The sequence below is a fragment of the Streptomyces sp. NPDC018031 genome, from assembly GCF_044327625.1.
Taxonomy (GTDB): Bacteria; Actinomycetota; Actinomycetes; order Streptomycetales; family Streptomycetaceae; genus Streptomyces.
Map to the genome: position 1 here is coordinate 184,101 of NZ_JBIRFT010000012.1, position 16,554 is coordinate 200,654.

A 16,554-nucleotide genomic window follows, 5' to 3' on the forward strand; every position below is an offset into this window, starting at 1 on the left:
CCACCGCTCCGGCGATCCGCCCCGGCTCGCCCGCCCCTCCCGCAGCAGGCCGGGACGGTCCAGCGGGGCCGGCACCGCGTGGCCGACGAGGCGCACGGTGTTCTCGTAGCCGGCGAAGAGGATCAGGAAGGCGAGTGAGGTCGGCTCGCCCGCGCCGAGCCGGTCGGAGCCGGGCAGCGCCGGATCGCCGCCGCGCCCGTCCCTCGGCGCACCGGGGCCGCCGCGGCCGGCGGGCACCTCGCCGGACGGTCGGCACCCGCGACGGCGGCTCCCGGACACAGGGGCCGGCGGCGCCGGGACCCAGGGGCCAGCGGCCGCAGGGGCGGCGCCGGGTCGCCCCGGCGCCGCCCTGTGCCCCAGGTGGCCCCGACCCCCGTCCAGGGCCACCTCGACTACGGTCCCCCGTTCATCCCCCGCGCGTGGCGCCCGCGGCGGCGCCCAGCTCGGCGAGCACCTCGTCGACGAGCGGCAGGTGGTACACGTCGGCGACCCTGGCCAGGTGCTCGTGCTCCTCGGCCAGTTCGGCGCCGGTGGCCAGCACCACGCTCTCGGCGCTGCGCGCCGGCCGGTGTCCCACCGCCTGGTTGTGCAAACCGCGGCGCAGCGCGACGGCTTCCACGACGGCAGCAAGTTGCCAATCGGTGAATTCCGCTTCACGTGCCTTGACACGGGCGATGTCCAGGGCGTTCGCCTCCACGTGGCATCTGATGCCGCGCTGCACGTCGCGGATCTCCGCCATCTGCCGGTTGGCCCGCCACTCCAGGTCGGCCAGCGGCCACCAGGCCGACCAGCGAGCGGGGCCCATGGCCACCTCGGGGACCCGTGCGGTGACGTCCCGCCAGAGCGGCCGGAGCCGGCGCAGCCGGCGCCAGGCGGCCACCCGGGGGCCCGCGGCGGGGATGGCGAACCCGGAGAGCACCAGCAGGGCGGCGACCGAAGCGGACAGCGGTGCCACCCCGTTGGACAGCCAGCGCTGTTCGTGCCCGGCCCAGGAGAGGACGAAGCCCACCAGCTTGCAGGCGCAGTAGACCAGCCCCAGCCGGCAGCCGGCGGCGAGGACCCGCAGGCCCCGGGCGAGCCACGAGCCGCCCAGGCGCGCCGCGTAGCGCGGGCACAGGGTGCCCAGTCCGGCGAGCGCGGTCCCGAAGATCAGCAGGTAGAGGACGAGGAAGAGCACGACGCCGGGGGCGTCGGCGTACGCGGTGCTGAAGTCCCGGGGGTGCTCCACCGCGTCCGGCCGGCCGACGGCGAACCCGGTGACGGCGACCGCCCACACCGCGGCGACGACCGCCACCAGGGTCCGGGGCCGGATCGCCGACCCGGTCCAGCGCAGCAGCAGCACCAGCGCGCCGGTGGCGAACACGATCACGGACGAGTAGAGGAGGGCCATCGCCAGATTGGCGACCCCCGCCAGTCGGTCCAGCCACCGGTAGACGCTGGGCGCCGAGAGCAGGAACACGTTCGCCACGCCGCCGGTCATCAGGCAGGCCAGCCCCAGGTCGGCGTTGGCCCGGTCGCGGAACCAGGCGCGCGACTTGTAGGCCACGATCGTCCAGGCGACGGCTCCGAAGGAGAGGTAGACGACGTCAAACACGGCCGCCCCCGCCGAGGCCGCCCCCGGTGCCCGAGCCGTTGCCAGGGTCGTCTTCCGTGTCCGCGCCGCCTCCGAGGCCGCCCCCGGTGCCCGCGCCGTCCCCGGGGCCGGCTCCGTCCCGGCCGCCCCCGGTGTCCGCGCCTTCCCGGCCGCCCCCGGTGTCCGCACCGTCCCCAGGGCCGTCCCCGGTGTCCGCGCCGCCTCCGGGGCCGTCCCCGGTGCCCGAGCCGTCCCGGATCTCCCCGGCCGGGGTGTCCCCGGCACCGCGCGGCCCGTCCGCCCCGGACGGGCCGCCGGTGGCGCCCGCCACCTCGGTGCGGCGGTCGTGCCGCAGCGCGGGGCCGAGGGCCGCGGCCAGCTCCGCCGCCCGTCCGCACAGCGGCGGGCCGTCGTCCGGGGCGGTGGGCACCACCCGCTCCATCAGCAGCGTGCCGAGCACCTCGGTCTCGCGTTCGGTGAGCCTGTCGTAGCAGTGGTGGCGGGCGAAGCCGGGGGCCAGCCCCATCCGGCGCATCGCGGTGGCGACGTCCATGCTCGGCGCCCACAGCCGCAGCGCCTCCTCGGTCACGGCCGGGTCCTGGTCGTGACCGAGCAGCAGGTGGCCGAGTTCGTGCAGCACGATGTGGATCTGGTGCCAGGGCGAGGTCCTGGACTCGTAGAAGACCCAGAACTCCTCGTCGGTGACGGCCGTCATGCCGGAGACCACGCCGCCCAGGCTCATCGGCACCAGCCTGACCGGGCGGCCGGTCCGGCGCGCGACGGTCTCGCTCAGGCCGTGCAGATCGGTCGACGCGGGCAGGCCGAGCTCGTCGATGAGCCGCTTGCACCGTCGGCGTATCCGCCCCACTCGCATGCTCGCACCGTCCTCGGTCCCGGTCCGCTGCCAGAAGCGGAACAGCTGGTCCAGATCACCGCCGGGGGCGATCACGTGGTGCCTCGCCGTCCGGCGCACCCGCCTCCGGGGGATCCGGCGGCAGGTTCATCTGTTGCCGGAACTGGGAGATGATCGTGGTGAGACTGTCCTGCACCTCGGGCGGGAGCCCCACGGCGCGCAGCGCGATGCCCCGCACCCGCCGGTCGCGCATGGCGACGAGGAACCGCACCTCCTCCTCGACCCGTTCCGCCTGCGACGCGGAGAGGTCGCCGAGCAGATAGCCCACCGGCACGGCGAAGAACCTCGCGAGCGCGCGCAGGACGTCCGGACTCGGGTTGGTGCGCCTGCCGTTGCGCAGCATCGACAGGTACTGCTCGGTCAGCGTGACGTCACCGTACTCGGCGCCCCCGCTGATCTCGTCGGCCACGTGCGCGTTGGTGTACGGGGTGCCGGGCGGGTGCATGTGGGCGAAGAGGTAGTTGAGCCGGTCCGCCAGGGGACTGCCCGCGGCGTCCGTTGACCGTCCGGTGCCGAGCGCCATCCCGACCTCCCCTCGATCTCACGGCCCGTTAAGGCAGCACGATGCGTGGGGGGCATCCTGCCACGGTGGAACGGGCCGCACCAGCCCGCCGGAAGCCACCCCGGCCTGCGGACTTAACCCGTGGTTGGTACCCGCTCACCGCTCGCCTCCCCCGCCGGGCGGAGCACCGGTCCACGGCGCTGCACCGAAGGATCCACCCGGTGTTCGGCCCGGCGGACGACGCGGTCCGCGGGCCGGCGGAGAAGGGTGGTCGGTGATCCCCGAACCCCCTCCCCGGCGCGTCCGGGTTCCCGGAAGGACTCGACATGATCATGCGCAAGGCGGCGGTCGGTGCGCTGGTGTGCGCCGCGGTGCTGGCGACGGCGCTTCCCCCGGCGGCGGCGCGGACCGCTCCGGCCGGGACGCCGTCACCACGGCTGCGGGCGGACAGCGACGTGTTCCTGCCCAACCTCGACGACGACTCCCGGCGGTGCGCACTGCGCCCCGGCGACCTCGACCGGCTGGACATCGCCGTGGACCGGCGGCTGGCCGGGTGCCACGATGCGGCCGACGAGATCGTCAACGGCCCCGCGGACGCGGCGGACCTGGCCCCGCTGCGGGTGCTGCCCACCGCGGTGAGCGAGGAGGCCACCGGCCGGCTGACGCTGCCCGCGGCCGAACTCCGCCGGGTACGGCTGTTCGTGGACCGCAGCGGCCGGACGGTTCCGCTGGGCTCCGGCGGCGCGCTGACCGCCGGGGAGCTGCGGTCCGGCGTCACGCTGCGACTGGAAGGCCGGGACATCGTCCGGGACCCGGCCCGCTGGGACGGCTCGGTCACCCTGACCCTGTCGGTCACCGATCACGGCCGCACCGGAACCGACCGGTTGCGGATGCGGGTCGCCCCGGTCCTGCTGCAGCACGACCTCCAGCGGGCCCGGACGGTGTTCGCGGCCGCGCCCGGCCCGGGCGAGGGCCGGCCCGCCGAGGTACCGCTCGCCGACCACCGCCCCACCCAGTGGCCGGAGTTCGCGTCCTCGCTGCGCGCGGCGACCCGCGCCGCCGGCCTGCCCGGCCGGGCACTGACCTTCACCCCGGGCACCGGGCAGTGGTGGCGGGACATCTGGCGGCAGGACATCGCCGAGCCCGGCTACGTGCGGATGCGCACCGCGCACGGGGAGCAGACGATGCGGCTGCTGCTGCGCTCGCCGAATCACTGGAGCTCCGCGGGCGGGCGCGCGGAGAGCCTGCGCCGGTCCGGGCGGCTGCTGTACCGGGATCTGCGCGGCCCCGGCGTCGGGGTGGTCCAGCAGTACACCGCGGACCGCGACCCCGGGGTGGACGAGCTGCTCAACTTCACCGGCAACGTGGAGGCGCTGCCGCCGTACCGGGGCCACCCGCACGGCCGGGTGGTCTACGGCGCCACCGAGCAGCGGCACCCGGATCGTTCGTTCACCACGATGCTGCGGGCCCAGGGGGCGCAGCCGCCGGTCGTGCTGGACACCTCCTGGCTGCTGGCCGGGCACGTCGACGAGACGGTGCACGTGGTGCGCTCCGGCAACGCGCGCGGCTGGACGCTGGCCGTCGCCGACCCGCGGCTGGCGCTGCGCCTGCTGAGGCAGGCGCGGGACGCCGGGGAGGGTGGGCAGCGGATGCAGGCGGACACGGTGTCGCCGCACAAGCCCACCGTCGAGGAGTTCCTGGCCGGCGAGCGGCGGAGCGGGTTCAACGAGGAGGTGGCCCGGCGCATCGACGGGCAGTTGGCGGTGCTGGCCCGGGAGACCGGGCTGCGGTCCGCGGAGCTGGTACGGCTGCCCGTGCTCTACGCGGACGTCCCGCCCAGCGGTGAATTCCGCGGCGGCGCGGTCGCCTTCACCCCTTCTCTGGTCAACGGGCTGTCGCTGGACGCCCGGCACTACGCGGCACCCGACCCGCACGGCCCCACGGTGGCCGGCCGTGACCTGTTCCGCGAGGTCACCCGGGAACGGCTGGCCGCCAACGGGGTGCGGGTGCACTGGGTGGAGGACTTCGGCTGGGCCCATCTCAGCGGCGGCGAGGTGCACTGCGCGACCAACGCGCTGCGGGAGATCGGTGCCGGCCCGGGCGCCGGGCGTCCGGGCCCGGCCGGCCCGGCGGCGGGCTGAGGCGCCCGGGCCGGACGGCACACGAGCCCGCGGGCGCCGGGTGGCGCGGGGGGAACTCCGGGGGTGTGCGCGGGGCGGAGGCGGGCCGGCCGCCCGTGGAGCCCGAACCGGCCGGCTCGGGCTCCACGGGCGGGGCCGGATCGTCACCCGGCGCGGCCCCGAGCGCGGATCAGTCCACGCCCTGCAGGATGTGCGGCTCGGCGAGGTCCTCTTCGTAACCGGCGAGCCGGATGGGCGCGGACCGCGCCCAGACCTCCAGGCTGCCCAGTTCACCATCCCGGACGGCGTGTTCCTCACGCTCCGTCGCCGTTTCACCACGCTTGGTCTGATCGGAAGTCACCGCACACTCCGTTCGTGTCGGGTCCGGTCGTGCCGACGCACACGTCACCGGGCGCCGGACGCCCGGTGGGGCTCAAGGTCGAAGCACGTCGGACGCTGTGGCGGTCCGCTCCGCCCCAGAGTAACGACACCGTCCGCTCGGCGCGCGTCGATTTCCGCACTCCGGACCGGGCCCGGCCGCCCCGCGGGCCGCGGCACCGGGGCGGGCACCGGGCGGCACCAGGGCCGCACGAGGGGCGGCACCGGGGGTGCGCACCGCATCCGCGCATGGTCTTCTGGACCGCAAGGACCCGGCTCCGGACCACGGGGACCCGGCTTCTCGACCGCAAGGACCCGGAAGACCGGAAGAGGTGACGGCCGTGCGGGGCGATCGGGGCATGAGCGCCAGGACCAGGAGGCTCGCCCTGCTGGCGGCGGCACTGCTGATGGCGGTGCCGGCCTGCGACAGCGGGGACGGGGGCGGCGACGGCATGGTGAACGGCAGGTCGCCGTTCACCGGGGCCGAGGCCGATGCCGGACCGGTGCTGGCGGTGAAGGTCGACAACGTCGGGCCCGCCCGGCCGCAGACCGGTGTGGACCAGGCCGACATCGTCTACGTCGAGCAGGTCGAGGCGGGACTGAGCCGCATCATGGCCGTCTTCTCCGCCCGGCTGCCGTCCTCGGTCGGCCCGGTGCGCAGCGCCCGGGAGACCGACCTGGAGCTGCTGCGCCAGTTCGGCAAGCCGGCGCTGGCCTACTCCGGGGTGCAGGCCAGGCTCCAGCCCGCCATCGACGACGCCCCGCTCTACCCGGTGCCGCTCGGCCGCGCGCCCGGCGCCTACTACCGCAGCGACGACCGGGTACCCCCGCACAACCTCTACGTCCGCCCGGCGGACGCGTTGCGCGCCGCCCCCGACGCCGACGGGCCCAGGGACATCGGGTTCCGCTTCGGCGCCGCCCCGGCCGGCGGGCGGGAGACCCGGGAGCAGCGGGTCCGCTACCCGGCCGCCGAGTTCTCGTTCACCTGGTCGGCGGAGCGGAAGCGGTGGCTGGTGTCGATGGACGGCGACCCCGCGGTCACCACGACCGGGCAGCGGCTGGCTCCCGCGACCGTGGTGGTGCAGTACGTGGACATCGAGTCCTCCCGCTTCCGCGACAGGCTGGGCAGTGTCTCCCCGTTCACCGAGACCACCGGGTCCGGCACCGCGCTGGTGCTGCGCGACGGCAGGTCGTATCCGGCGCGCTGGGAGCGGCCGGACGCCGAGGACGGCACCGAGTTCACCACCGAGGACGGCGCCCGGCTGCGCTTCGCGACCGGCCAGGTGTGGGTGGTGTACGCGGCCCGGTGAGGTCCGCACGGCGCGGCGGCCGTCCCGGTCCGCGCGGCGGGCCGGCCGGTTGAGGATTTCCTCACTTCTGATTTCCAATTTCCGGACCGGCGGGGCAAACAGATCAAAACGGCGCAACGAAGACGGTCGTGAATATGCGCGCTGAATGACGTGTGCATTATTGATGTATTACTCAAAAGTCCACCCCGGCCGGTGCGGCGGCGGGTGCGGGAATCCGCGCTTGCAGTTCCGCGCCGGGCTCGGTATATCATGCAGGCAGCCGACCAAAGTGAGCCTTAAGTCCGCTGCCGAACCTGCCCGCATACGCACGCCGAATGCGGCCTGAATTTCCATGGAAAGGTCGGCCGGCGCGGACATGTCCATTTCCGGAAGAGATCCGTCGACTTGATCTCGGAATGGGCAGCTGCAGACAACGGGGGATGTCGATGAGGTACGAGATACTCGGGCCGCTGCGTGTGGTGGACGGTACGGAGATATCGTCCATCAGGGCGCACAAGGTCCGGCTCTTATTGGCCACGCTGCTGATCCGGGCGGACCGGCAGGTATCGGTCGACCAGCTCATCACGGAGATCTGGGGCGACAGTCCGCCGCGCCGGGTCCTCGCCGGTCTGCACGTCTACGTGTCGCAGGTCCGGAAGTTCCTGCACCGGCCCGGGGACACCGAGAGCCCGATCGTCACCCAGCCTCCCGGGTACTGCCTGCAACTGGGCACTGACGAGTACGACCTGCACGAGTTCGAGGCCCTGACCCGGGAGGGCCGTGCCCTCGCACAGGCGGGACGGCACCCGGAGGCGGTCGCCGCGCTGGAGTCGGCGGTGCGGCTGTGGCGCGGGCCGGTGCTCAGCGGGATGCGGGACGGCCCGATCGTCAGCAGCTTCGTGATGTGGCTGGAGGAGGCCCGGCTCGAGTCCACCGAGATCCTCATCGCCTCGCGTCTCGCCCTCGGCCAGCACCGCCAGCTGGTCCCCTACCTGTACTCGCTGGTGGGGGAGTACCCGCTGCGTGAGAGCTTCTACCGGCAGCTGATGGTCGCGCTGTACCGCTCCGAGTGCCAGGCGGAGGCCCTGAAGGTCTTCCAGTCGGCCCGCCGGGCGATCAACGACGAGCTGGGGCTGGAGCCGTGCCGGGCGTTGCAGCACACCCACCGCGCGGTGCTGGCGGCCGACGACGAACTCCTGGAGCGGGCCGGGGCACCGGCCGGCTGACCCGGCGTGCCGCCGGTCATCTCCGCCGGGCACGGCCGCCGACGTAGGATGCACTGGCCATGGGACACCTTGCTGAGCTGGACAAGCGTCTTTTCGCACGGGTAGCGGCCGGGCGGCTGCGCGCCGCCCACCCGGTACTGCCCAAGTTGAGCCGGGCCGCCAACCACGGTCTGCTGTGGTTCGGTTCGGCGGCCGTGCTGGCGGCGGTGGGCGGCCGCACCGCGCGCCGCGCCGCGCTCCGCGGGGTCGGCTCGCTCGCCGCCGCGTCGCTGGCGACCAACACGGTGGCCAAGTGGACCATCGACCGGCGACGGCCCGCCATCGACGCGGTGCCGCTGATCCGGCGCCTCGGGCACCAGCCGTGGACCAGCTCGTTCCCGTCCGGGCACGCGGCCTCCGCGGCGGCCTTCGCCACCGGCGTCGCCCTGGAGTCCTCCCGGTACGGGGCGCTGGTCGCCCCGGTCGCGGCGGGCGTCGCGGCGTCCCGGGTCTACGTCGGCGTCCACTACCCCAGCGACGTGCTGGCCGGGATCGCGCTGGGGGCCGGTGCCGCCGCGCTGACCTGCCGGTGGTGGCCGCCGCGCCCGGCGACCCCCGCCCAGGCGCCCCGCCATGTGTCGGCCCCGGCGCTGCCCGAGGGCCGGGGGCTGGTGGTGGTCCTCAACTCCAGTGCCGGGACCGGGCCCGGCCCGGTGCTGACCGCCGCCGACCAGCTGCGCAGCCTGCTGCCCGCCGCCGAGATCCTGGAGTACGGGCCGGACGACGACCTCGGCGCGCTGCTCGACCGGGCCGCGCGGCGCGCGGCCGAGCTCGACGGCGCACTGGGGGTCTGCGGCGGGGACGGCAGCGTCAACGCCGCCGCGGAGGTGGCCGCCGAACGCGCCCTGCCGCTGGCCGTCTTCCCCGGCGGCACGCTCAACCACTTCGCGCTGGACGTCGGTGTCCCCGACTTCGAGGACACCGCGCACGCGGTGACCCACGGCGACGCGATCGCGGTGGACCTGGCGCTGGCCGCGCCGACCGACGGCCGCTCCCGGCGCGCCGTGCACTTCCTCAACACCTTCAGCATCGGGATCTATCCCGAACTGGTGCACCGGCGCGAGCGGCTGGAGAAGCGGCTGGGCAAGTGGCCGGCCGCGGCCGTCGCCCTCGCCCGGGTGCTGCGCACCTGCGAGCCCATGGACATCGAGATCAACGGCCGCCCGCACCGGCCCTGGCTGGTGTTCGTGGGCAACGGGCAGTACTCCCCCGAGGGGTTCGCGCCCGCCTACCGGACGCGGCTCGACGACGGCCTGCTCGACGTCCGGGTGATAGACAGCGAGCCGCGGCTGGCCCGGACCCGGCTGGTCCTCGCCGCGCTCACCGGCACCCTGGGCCGGTCGCACGTCGCCACCTCGGTCCAGGTCCGGCGGCTGCGCCTGTCCAAGCTGCACGATGTGGAGGTGCGGGCCCAGGACGGCGAGGTGTTCCGCGCGCCCGACTCGCTGGTCATCGACAAACTCCCCGGGGCGCTCACCGTCTACCGCCCCGCGGTGGTCCGCAACGAGGTGCTGCAGCGTGCCCGGGCGGCCGCCGCGGCCGCCCGGCATCTGCGGTCCGGCCCCACCCCGGTGCCGCCGGAGCGCGCCGCGGACTGACCGGTCCGCGGGGTGGCGCCGGGCCCGGGAGTACGACCGTGGGTGGGGGTTCCCCGCCCGGCCGGTGTACGGCCGGGAGCGCCGTACTCCTCCGGCAGTACATGAAAGTGCGTGCTCAGGTACGACGACGTGGCGGCGATCTCCCGTCATCGTGGGTGCATGGACGATGATCTGACACCGCGGCTGGTCCGGACGTGACCGCACTCGCGCTGTCCGTGCTGCTGGCCCTGGTCTCGTCGGTCTGCTACGCGGCCGGGGCCATACTGCAGGAGCGGGTCGCGGCGACCGCCCCGCAGGAGACGTACGCCCCGCTGCGCCGGGGCGGTTGGTGGGGCGCGGTCTCGCTCAACGGCGGTGGCGCGGTGCTGCACGTCCTCGCGCTGGCCTACGGACCGCTCAGCGTGGTCCAGCCGCTGGGCGCCCTCACCATCGTCTTCGCGCTGCCGATGGCGGCCCTGTTCGTACGCCGCGAGGTGGGCGCCGCCGGCTGGCGCGGGGCCCTGCTGGCCACGGCCGGGCTGGCCGGGCTGCTGTCGCTGACCGGCTCGGCGCCCGGCGGGGCGCTGGCCGGCGCGGAGCGGGTCGCGGTGGCGGTGGCCACCGCCGGTGCCCTCGCCGCACTGGCCGCGGCCGCGCGCTTCGCCCGCCGGCCCGCGGCGCGGAGCGTGCTGCTTGCCACCGCGGCGGGCACCGCCTTCGGCATCTCCTCGGTCTTCACCAAGGACGTGGCCACCGCCTGGTCCTGGGACTCCTGGGGCGGTGGGACGCTGCCGGGCCTGGTCATGATCGCGCTGCTCGCCGCGGCCGGGGTCTTCCTGTCCCAGGCGTCCTACCGGGGTGCCGGACTGGCCGCCCCGCTGGCCACCGCCACGGTGGTCAACCCGGTGGTGGCGACGGTGGTGGGGATGACCGCCCTCGGCGAGCACTTCCGCCACGGGGTGCCGGGCACCCTGCTGGCCGTGGCGGCCGCGGTGGTGGCGAGCGCCGGGCTGGCCCTGCTGGCATCGCACGGCGCGGAGGGGGCCGGCGGGACGGCCGGGAGCGATCCGGCGGGGACCGCCGCCCCGGTCCGCTCCTCCGGGGACGCCGGCCCGGACCCGGCGCCGCGGGCTCCGGAGCGCCCCGGCGGGCGCCCGGTCCTCCCCGCGGTCCCGGCGCAGCCCAGGGTGGTCCGACAGGTCAGGCGCGCCGGCGCGGGCCCGGCCGACATCGGAGTCCTCCCGCCGGGGTCCGCCGCGGACACCCCGCCGGCCGACACCACCGGGCCGGTGTCACGGGCGGCGGCCGGGCCCCGGTCGGGCGGCGTGCCGACGGCCTTCCCCGGTGCCGCGGCGGGGGTGGTCGGCGCCGTCCCCGGCCGCCGGACGGTGCCGCCGTCCGCGGTGGTCGTCGGGGCCGGCTCGCCCCGTTCGATGCCCACCGGAGCGGCGTCCCGCGGCGCGGTGGGCCGCGGGACGCCGGTGGGCGGGGTCCGTTTCGCCCCGGACGGCCGGGCCCGCGGCCAGGGGATGCTCCAGCCGCAGTCGCACGGCTGACGCCGGCCGCCCCGGCACGGCGGGGCGGCCGGCGTCCGGCGGGTCAGCGCGACAGATGCGCGTGGAGATGTGTGACCTCTTCGATGTCGACGCCCGCCTTGTCCAGCAGCTGCTTGGAGAGGTCGTTCAGCGCCCGGGCGGCGGCGATCTCCTCACCCACGCGCTGCTGCGCCGGGTCGTCGGGGTGCCGGTGGGTGACACCGTGCGCCTTCAGCTCCGTGCCGTCGTGGAGTCGCACCCGCACGGCCGCCTCGGTCTTCGAGTCGATCTCGTGGAACTCCATCTCGATGTTGCATCCGACGATCGTCTCCATGGCAACCACCTCCTGTCTCGTCCTTCAAGGATGCGCGCGGAACCAGTCCAACGCGAGGTCGGCCACCGCGCTCAGCCGCCCGGGCTCCTCGAAGAGGTGTCCGGCCCCGGGTACCACGGAGATCCTGCTTTCACACCGCAGCCGCGCCTCCGCCTGCCGGTTGAGGTCGAGCACCGTCTCGTCCCGGCCGCCGACGATCAGCAGGGTCGGGGCGCGGACCGCACCGAGCCGGTCCCCGGCGAGGTCGGGGCGGCCGCCGCGGGAGACCACCGCGGAGATCCCGGCGTCCGGCTCGGCCGCCGCGCGCAGCGCCGCGGCGGCCCCCGTGCTGGCTCCGAAGTAGCCCACCGGCAGACCCACCTCCCGCTTCACCCAGCGGGTGACCTCGGTGAGCCGGGCGGACAGCGTCCCGATGTCGAAGACGTTGGCCCGGTCGGTCTCCTCCTCGGCGGTGAGCAGGTCGAACAGCAGGGTGCCGAGGCCCGCCCGGTTGAGCGCCTCGGCCACCGCGCGGTTGCGCGGGCTGTGCCGGCTGCTGCCGCTGCCGTGCGCGAACACCACCACGGTGGCGGCGCCCTGGGGCACGGCGAGGTCGCCGGGGAGCCGTACCGTCCCGCCCTCGACCGGGATGCGGTGCTCGCCGTCGGCGGGGCGGGGACCGGGCGGGGCGGGGTCACCGCCCGCCGCCCCCGGAGTGTCCGGGGACGCGGGGGAACCGGCCGGGGACGGCGGGGGGTCGTCCGGGTCGCGGGAGCCGCCCGGGGCCCGCCCCGCGGCCCCGGCCAGCAGCCCGATCACGGTCTCGTCCGGAGTCTGGCCGAAGTCGCGGTACCACTCCCCCACCGCGAAGAAGGACTCCGGTGTGCTCAGGCACACCACTTCGTCGGCTTCCCGGCGCAGTGCGCCGGCCGCGCCGGGCGGTGAGACCGGCACCGCGAGCACGACCCGCCGGGCGCCCTGGGCCCGGGCGACGCGGCAGGCCGCCTCCGCGGTGGCGCCGGTCGCGATGCCGTCGTCGACCACGACGACGGTGCGGTCGCGCAGTTCCATCCGGGGCCGTCCGCCGCGGAACCGTTCGGCCTGGCGGGCGAGTTCGGCCGTCTCGCTCCGCTCGACCTCGGCGAGGTCGTCCTCGTCCACCCGGCTCATCCGGACGATGTCGTCGTGGATCACCCGGGCCCCGCCTTCGCCGATCGCGCCGAACCCGAGTTCCCGGTGGTACGGGACGCCGAGTTTCCGCACCAGGATGACGTCGAGCGGCGCGCCGAGGGCGCGGGCGACCTCGTGGGCGACCGGGACACCGCCCCGCGGCAGCCCGACGACGACCGGATCTTCGCTGCGCAGGTACTCCAGGCGGGCGGCGAGGCGCCGCCCGGCATCCGCGCGGTCGGTGAACATCATGGTGCGCCCCCAACCCGGGGAGAGATGTCTGAGCCACCTCCTACCCTTCCGAATCAATCCGAAATGCGACGATTTGGCAAATGGGCAGGTGGCCCGGGCCGCCGGAGTGGGCCGGGAGGTCAGCCGGCTCCGCCGCGCAACCCGGCACGGAAGCCGCCCGGGGTGCGCCCGGTGCGCGCCTGGAAGAACTTGGAGAAGTTGGCGGGGTCGGTGAACCCGGTCTGGGCGGCCACCGCGGCCACCGGCAGGTCGCTGTGCGCGAGCAGTCGTCTCGCCTCCAGCACCACCCGCCGGTCCAGGAACTCCTTGGCGCCCACACCGGACACCCGGGCGGTGGCACGGGAGAGGGTGCGCGGGGAGTAGCCGAGGGCCTGCGCGTAGTCGGCGACCCGGTGGGTGCGCGCGAAGTCCCGCTCGACGGCGTCCCGGAACCGCAGATACGCCTCGGAGGGCTCGGCGCCCCGGCCCGCCGGGGGCGTCTGGTGCGCCAGCCGCAGCACCAGGACCGCCAGCAGATGCCGCAGGGTCTCGGCGTGCACCTCGGCCGGCAGTCCCAGCCGTGACTCGTAGGCGCAGGCCAGGTGGCGCACCGCGGCGAAGACGGCCGTCCGCTCCGCGCCCTCGGTCTGCCACCAGGTGCCCCCGAAGCGGTCGTCCAGCCCGGCGTTCCGGGCGGTCGCCGGGGAGAGGAAGCCCGGCCGGAAGAGCACCAGGGTGCCCTCCACCGCCGACAGGTCGCCGACCTGCTGCACCTGCCCGGGGCGGACCCACAGCACGCCGCCCTCGCCCAGCGGGTACGCGGTGAAGTCGACGGTGTGCGTGACCGCCCCCCGCTCGATCGCGAACAGGGAGTGGAAGCGCGGCCGCTGCGGTGCGTCGAACTCGCCGGCGGGCGCGCGGCGGCGCAGTTCGCGCAGCGACATCACCTCCACCCCCTCCGGTGTTCCGGGCGGCGGCTGGTAGGGAATCTCGGGAATCTCGGTGACCCCGCGACGCCCGGGGATCTCTTCGTGTCGCTTTTTCACCATGACAAGTCACCAGGCTACCTCGCTGAGCTGGGAGCCGCGCCGTAGCGTGGGAACAGCTGGCGGAAAAGGAAAGCCGCCTGCGATACCCACCCTTCTTGTCACAGGAGACCTCCCATGGCGAAGATCGCCCTCTTCGGTGCCGGTGGCACCATCGGTCAGCGGGTGCTGGACGAGGCGCTGGCGCGCGGACACCGGGTCACCGCGGTCGTCCGCGATCCGTCCCGGTTCGACCGGAAGCACCCCGCGCTGACCGTGATCACCGGTGACGTGCTCGACCCGGAGTCGGTGGCGGCGGCCGCCACCGGCCAGGACGTCCTGGTCAGCGCCGTCGGCCGGCCGGACGGGCCGGCCAGCCAGGCGCTCATGGCACCCTCCGCCCGTGCCCTCGTCGCGGGCCTGCGGAAGCTCGGCCCCGCGGCGCCGCGGCTGATATCGGTCGGCGGCGCCGGAAGCCTGGAGACCGCGCCGGGCGTGAAGGTCTGGGACGCCCCCGGGCTGCCGGAGTGGCTGCTGCAGATCATGCACGCGCACGGGGACGCCCTGGAGGTGTTCCGCGGCGCCGACGACGTCCGGTGGACCAGCCTCAGCCCGGCGGCGACCATCGAGCCCGGCGAGCGGACCGGGAACTACCGCACCGGCACCGAGCGGCTGGTGACCGCCGCCGACGGCAGCAGTCGCATCTCGGCCGAGGACTACGCCGTGGCCCTGGTCGACGAGATCGAGGACCCGCGGCACATCGGCGAGCGCTTCACCGTCGCCCACTGAACGGGGCGCCCGCCGGCCGGGCCCGCCCGGGCGCTCCGGCCCGGCGGAGGGGCCGCCGCGTTCCCGGGCCGCTCCCCCGCCCCCGGGAGGCGCCCCGCCCGGTCCGGCCCGCGGCCCCGAGTCCCCTGCCCCGCCGCCCAGTGGGCTCGGCCCCGAAAGGACACCCGCCCGGCACCCGCCGGCGAGCGGGCCCGGCCCCTCGGGCGCCGGCCGGCGCGGCGGGTCCCGGCGCGGCCGGACCGGCGTCCGGCACCCGGCACGGGCCGGCGGCCCGGTGAGGCGTGCCCGGAAGCGGGAGCCCGGGGCGCAGCGGCCGGTCCCGCCCCGGTCGGCGGACCGCAACGTTAGCCGCAGGTTAGCTCTCGGGCCCGGACCTGTACCCGGACCTCGCTCGGACCTCAGGCTGCGACCTGCGGCGACGCCCCCTTCGGCAGGAGGCCGCCGCGGCCCGCACATCCGAAGGAGGCCCCCGTGTCCACGACCGCACCCGCGCCCGCGCGCCGCGACCGCACCCCCTGGAAGGCGGTGATCGGCGGCTCGATCGGCAACCTCGTCGAGTGGTTCGACTGGTTCGTCTACGCCAGCTTCGCCACCTATTTCGCCGGCGCGTTCTTCCCCAAGGGCAACGACACCGCGCAGCTGCTCAACACCGCCGGCATCTTCGCCGTCGGGTTCTTCATGCGCCCGGTCGGCGGCTGGCTGCTCGGCCGGTACGCCGACCGGCGCGGCCGCAAGGCGGCGCTGACCCTCACCGTGACCCTGATGTCGGCCAGCGCCCTGCTGATCGCCGTCGCCCCGACCTACGACCAGGTCGGCTACTTCGGCGCGGCGGTGCTGCTGGTGGCCCGGCTGCTGCAGGGCGTCTCGGTGGGCGGGGAGTACGCGGCGAGCGCCACCTACCTCACCGAGGCGTCCCAGCCCGGGCGCCGGGGATTCGTCGCCAGCTTCCAGTACGTCTCGATGACGCTGGGGCAGCTGTGCGGGCTGGGCCTGCTGATCCTGCTCCAGCGGACCATGTCGGACGAGGCGCTGCACTCCTACGGGTGGCGCATCCCGTTCCTGGTCGGCACCGCGGGTGCCGCGGTGGTCTTCTGGCTGCGGCGGAACCTGCTGGAGACGGAGGTGTACGAGGAGACCGGCACCGCGCGGGAGCACCCCGGCGCCGCGGCCGAGCGCGGCACGATCCGCGGACTGCTGGCGCACCGGCGGGAGTTCGTCCTCGTCATGGCGCTGACCATGGGCGGCACGGTGGCCTACTACACCTACACCACCTATCTGACCAAGTACCTGTCGAACACCGCCGGCATGAGCAAGTCCGACGCGTCGCTGGTGAGCTTCTGCGCGCTGTTCGTGTTCATGCTGCTGCAGCCGGCGGCCGGGGCGCTGTCCGACCGGATCGGGCGCCGTCCGCTGCTGATCGGGTTCGGGATCGGGTCCATGCTGTGCACCGTGCCGATCATGAGCACGCTGGCGCACACCGGCACCTTCGGCGGAGCGCTGCTGCTGTCCCTGGCGGCCCTGGTCATCGTCACCGGGTACACCTCGATCAACGCCGTGGTCAAGGCCGAGCTGTTCCCCACGCAGGTCCGGGCGCTGGGCGTGGCCCTGCCGTACGCGCTGGCGAACGCCCTGTTCGGGGGCACCGCGGAGTATGTGGCGCTGTGGTTCAAGAACGCGGGAGCGGAGTCCGGCTTCTACTGGTACGTCTCCGGCTGCGCGGCCGTCTCCCTGGTGGTGTACGCGACGATGCGGGAGACCCGGGACGCCGTGCTCACCCGGGGCGCCGCGGGCCCGGACCGGTCCACCCCCGCCGCCGCGACCGAGAAGGCGGGCGTCTGACGGCCGGGCGGGGCGCCGGGGACACCGCTCTACCC

Annotated in this window: 14 protein-coding genes; 7 read left to right on the plus strand and 7 right to left on the minus strand. The window is 75.3% G+C overall.

What is annotated here, in order from left to right:
• Positions 1-406 precede the first annotated feature (406 nt).
• From ACH4B3_RS24585 to ACH4B3_RS24595, 3 genes are read right to left on the minus strand one after another with little or no spacing between them, the layout of a single operon-like run.
• Entirely contained in the window at positions 407-1,594 is a 1,188-nt protein-coding gene (locus ACH4B3_RS24585; RefSeq protein ID WP_398466076.1) for an MAB_1171c family putative transporter, read from the minus strand.
• A complete protein-coding gene (locus ACH4B3_RS24590) occupies positions 1,587-2,522 on the minus strand; it encodes a hypothetical protein (RefSeq protein ID WP_398466078.1) in 936 nt (311 codons plus the stop codon). Before ACH4B3_RS24590 ends, ACH4B3_RS24585 begins: the two co-directional genes overlap by 8 nt.
• Positions 2,503-3,009, minus strand: a complete 507-nt coding sequence (locus ACH4B3_RS24595) for a helix-turn-helix domain-containing protein (RefSeq protein ID WP_398466080.1) — start codon at positions 3,007-3,009, stop codon at positions 2,503-2,505. The genes ACH4B3_RS24590 and ACH4B3_RS24595 overlap by 20 nt, the downstream gene beginning before the upstream one ends.
• A 305-nt stretch (positions 3,010-3,314) precedes the next feature.
• Between ACH4B3_RS24595 and ACH4B3_RS24600 the strand changes: the two genes are divergently transcribed.
• A complete protein-coding gene (locus tag ACH4B3_RS24600) occupies positions 3,315-5,129 on the plus strand; it encodes a protein-arginine deiminase family protein (protein WP_398466082.1) in 1,815 nt (604 codons plus the stop codon).
• A gap of 169 nt (positions 5,130-5,298) precedes the next feature.
• Here ACH4B3_RS24600 and ACH4B3_RS24605 read toward each other — a convergent pair whose 3' ends face one another.
• Complete coding sequence (locus ACH4B3_RS24605; RefSeq protein ID WP_398466084.1) at positions 5,299-5,469, minus strand: hypothetical protein; 171 nt, start codon at positions 5,467-5,469, stop codon at positions 5,299-5,301.
• 376 nt (positions 5,470-5,845) lie between these two features.
• Here ACH4B3_RS24605 and ACH4B3_RS24610 point away from each other — a divergent pair, with 376 nt between their 5' ends.
• From ACH4B3_RS24610 to ACH4B3_RS24625, 4 genes are all read left to right on the plus strand, one after another.
• A complete protein-coding gene (locus ACH4B3_RS24610) occupies positions 5,846-6,796 on the plus strand; it encodes a DUF3048 domain-containing protein (RefSeq protein WP_398466086.1) in 951 nt (316 codons plus the stop codon).
• Positions 6,797-7,221: 425 nt separating this feature from the next.
• Positions 7,222-8,001, plus strand: a complete 780-nt coding sequence (locus ACH4B3_RS24615; protein WP_398466088.1) for a BTAD domain-containing putative transcriptional regulator — start codon at positions 7,222-7,224, stop codon at positions 7,999-8,001.
• 59 nt (positions 8,002-8,060) lie between these two features.
• Positions 8,061-9,638: a bifunctional phosphatase PAP2/diacylglycerol kinase family protein gene (locus ACH4B3_RS24620; protein ID WP_398466090.1), complete on the plus strand. Its 1,578-nt coding sequence runs from the start codon at positions 8,061-8,063 to the stop codon at positions 9,636-9,638.
• 194 nt (positions 9,639-9,832) lie between these two features.
• Entirely contained in the window at positions 9,833-11,173 is a 1,341-nt protein-coding gene (locus tag ACH4B3_RS24625; RefSeq protein ID WP_398466092.1) for a DMT family transporter, read from the plus strand.
• Between the two features lie 43 nt (positions 11,174-11,216).
• On the opposite strand, the gene ACH4B3_RS24630 is transcribed toward ACH4B3_RS24625, so the two are convergent.
• The 3 genes from ACH4B3_RS24630 to ACH4B3_RS24640 all read right to left on the minus strand — a co-directional run bounded on the left by ACH4B3_RS24630 (position 11,217) and on the right by ACH4B3_RS24640 (position 13,915).
• The gene (locus tag ACH4B3_RS24630) at positions 11,217-11,486 is read right to left on the minus strand and encodes a DUF1876 domain-containing protein (protein ID WP_398466094.1); all 270 of its coding nucleotides are present in this window, start codon (positions 11,484-11,486) and stop codon (positions 11,217-11,219) included.
• A gap of 24 nt (positions 11,487-11,510) precedes the next feature.
• The gene (locus ACH4B3_RS24635; protein ID WP_398466096.1) at positions 11,511-12,887 is read right to left on the minus strand and encodes a phosphoribosyltransferase family protein; all 1,377 of its coding nucleotides are present in this window, start codon (positions 12,885-12,887) and stop codon (positions 11,511-11,513) included.
• 119 nt (positions 12,888-13,006) lie between these two features.
• Positions 13,007-13,915 (minus strand): AraC family transcriptional regulator, encoded by a 909-nt coding sequence (locus ACH4B3_RS24640; RefSeq protein WP_398466098.1) that lies wholly within the window; start codon positions 13,913-13,915, stop codon positions 13,007-13,009.
• Between the two features lie 114 nt (positions 13,916-14,029).
• Here ACH4B3_RS24640 and ACH4B3_RS24645 point away from each other — a divergent pair, with 114 nt between their 5' ends.
• The gene (locus ACH4B3_RS24645) at positions 14,030-14,680 is read left to right on the plus strand and encodes an NAD(P)-dependent oxidoreductase (RefSeq protein ID WP_398466100.1); all 651 of its coding nucleotides are present in this window, start codon (positions 14,030-14,032) and stop codon (positions 14,678-14,680) included.
• Positions 14,681-15,151: 471 nt separating this feature from the next.
• Entirely contained in the window at positions 15,152-16,519 is a 1,368-nt protein-coding gene (locus tag ACH4B3_RS24650; protein WP_398466102.1) for an MFS transporter, read from the plus strand.
• The last annotated feature ends 35 nt before the right edge of the window (positions 16,520-16,554 follow it).

What these genes read in the sequence shown, in the direction of transcription:
- ACH4B3_RS24595 (WP_398466080.1), bottom strand. Translation starts at nt 3,009, where the DNA reads ATGGCGCTCGGCACCGGACGGTCAACGGACGCCGCGGGCAGTCCCCTG.
- ACH4B3_RS24600 (WP_398466082.1), top strand. Translation starts at nt 3,315, where the DNA reads ATGATCATGCGCAAGGCGGCGGTCGGTGCGCTGGTGTGCGCCGCGGTG.
- ACH4B3_RS24610 (WP_398466086.1), top strand. Translation starts at nt 5,846, where the DNA reads ATGAGCGCCAGGACCAGGAGGCTCGCCCTGCTGGCGGCGGCACTGCTG.
- ACH4B3_RS24615 (WP_398466088.1), top strand. Translation starts at nt 7,222, where the DNA reads ATGAGGTACGAGATACTCGGGCCGCTGCGTGTGGTGGACGGTACGGAG.
- ACH4B3_RS24620 (WP_398466090.1), top strand. Translation starts at nt 8,061, where the DNA reads ATGGGACACCTTGCTGAGCTGGACAAGCGTCTTTTCGCACGGGTAGCG.
- ACH4B3_RS24630 (WP_398466094.1), bottom strand. Translation starts at nt 11,486, where the DNA reads ATGGAGACGATCGTCGGATGCAACATCGAGATGGAGTTCCACGAGATC.
- ACH4B3_RS24635 (WP_398466096.1), bottom strand. Translation starts at nt 12,887, where the DNA reads ATGATGTTCACCGACCGCGCGGATGCCGGGCGGCGCCTCGCCGCCCGC.
- ACH4B3_RS24640 (WP_398466098.1), bottom strand. Translation starts at nt 13,915, where the DNA reads ATGGTGAAAAAGCGACACGAAGAGATCCCCGGGCGTCGCGGGGTCACC.
- ACH4B3_RS24645 (WP_398466100.1), top strand. Translation starts at nt 14,030, where the DNA reads ATGGCGAAGATCGCCCTCTTCGGTGCCGGTGGCACCATCGGTCAGCGG.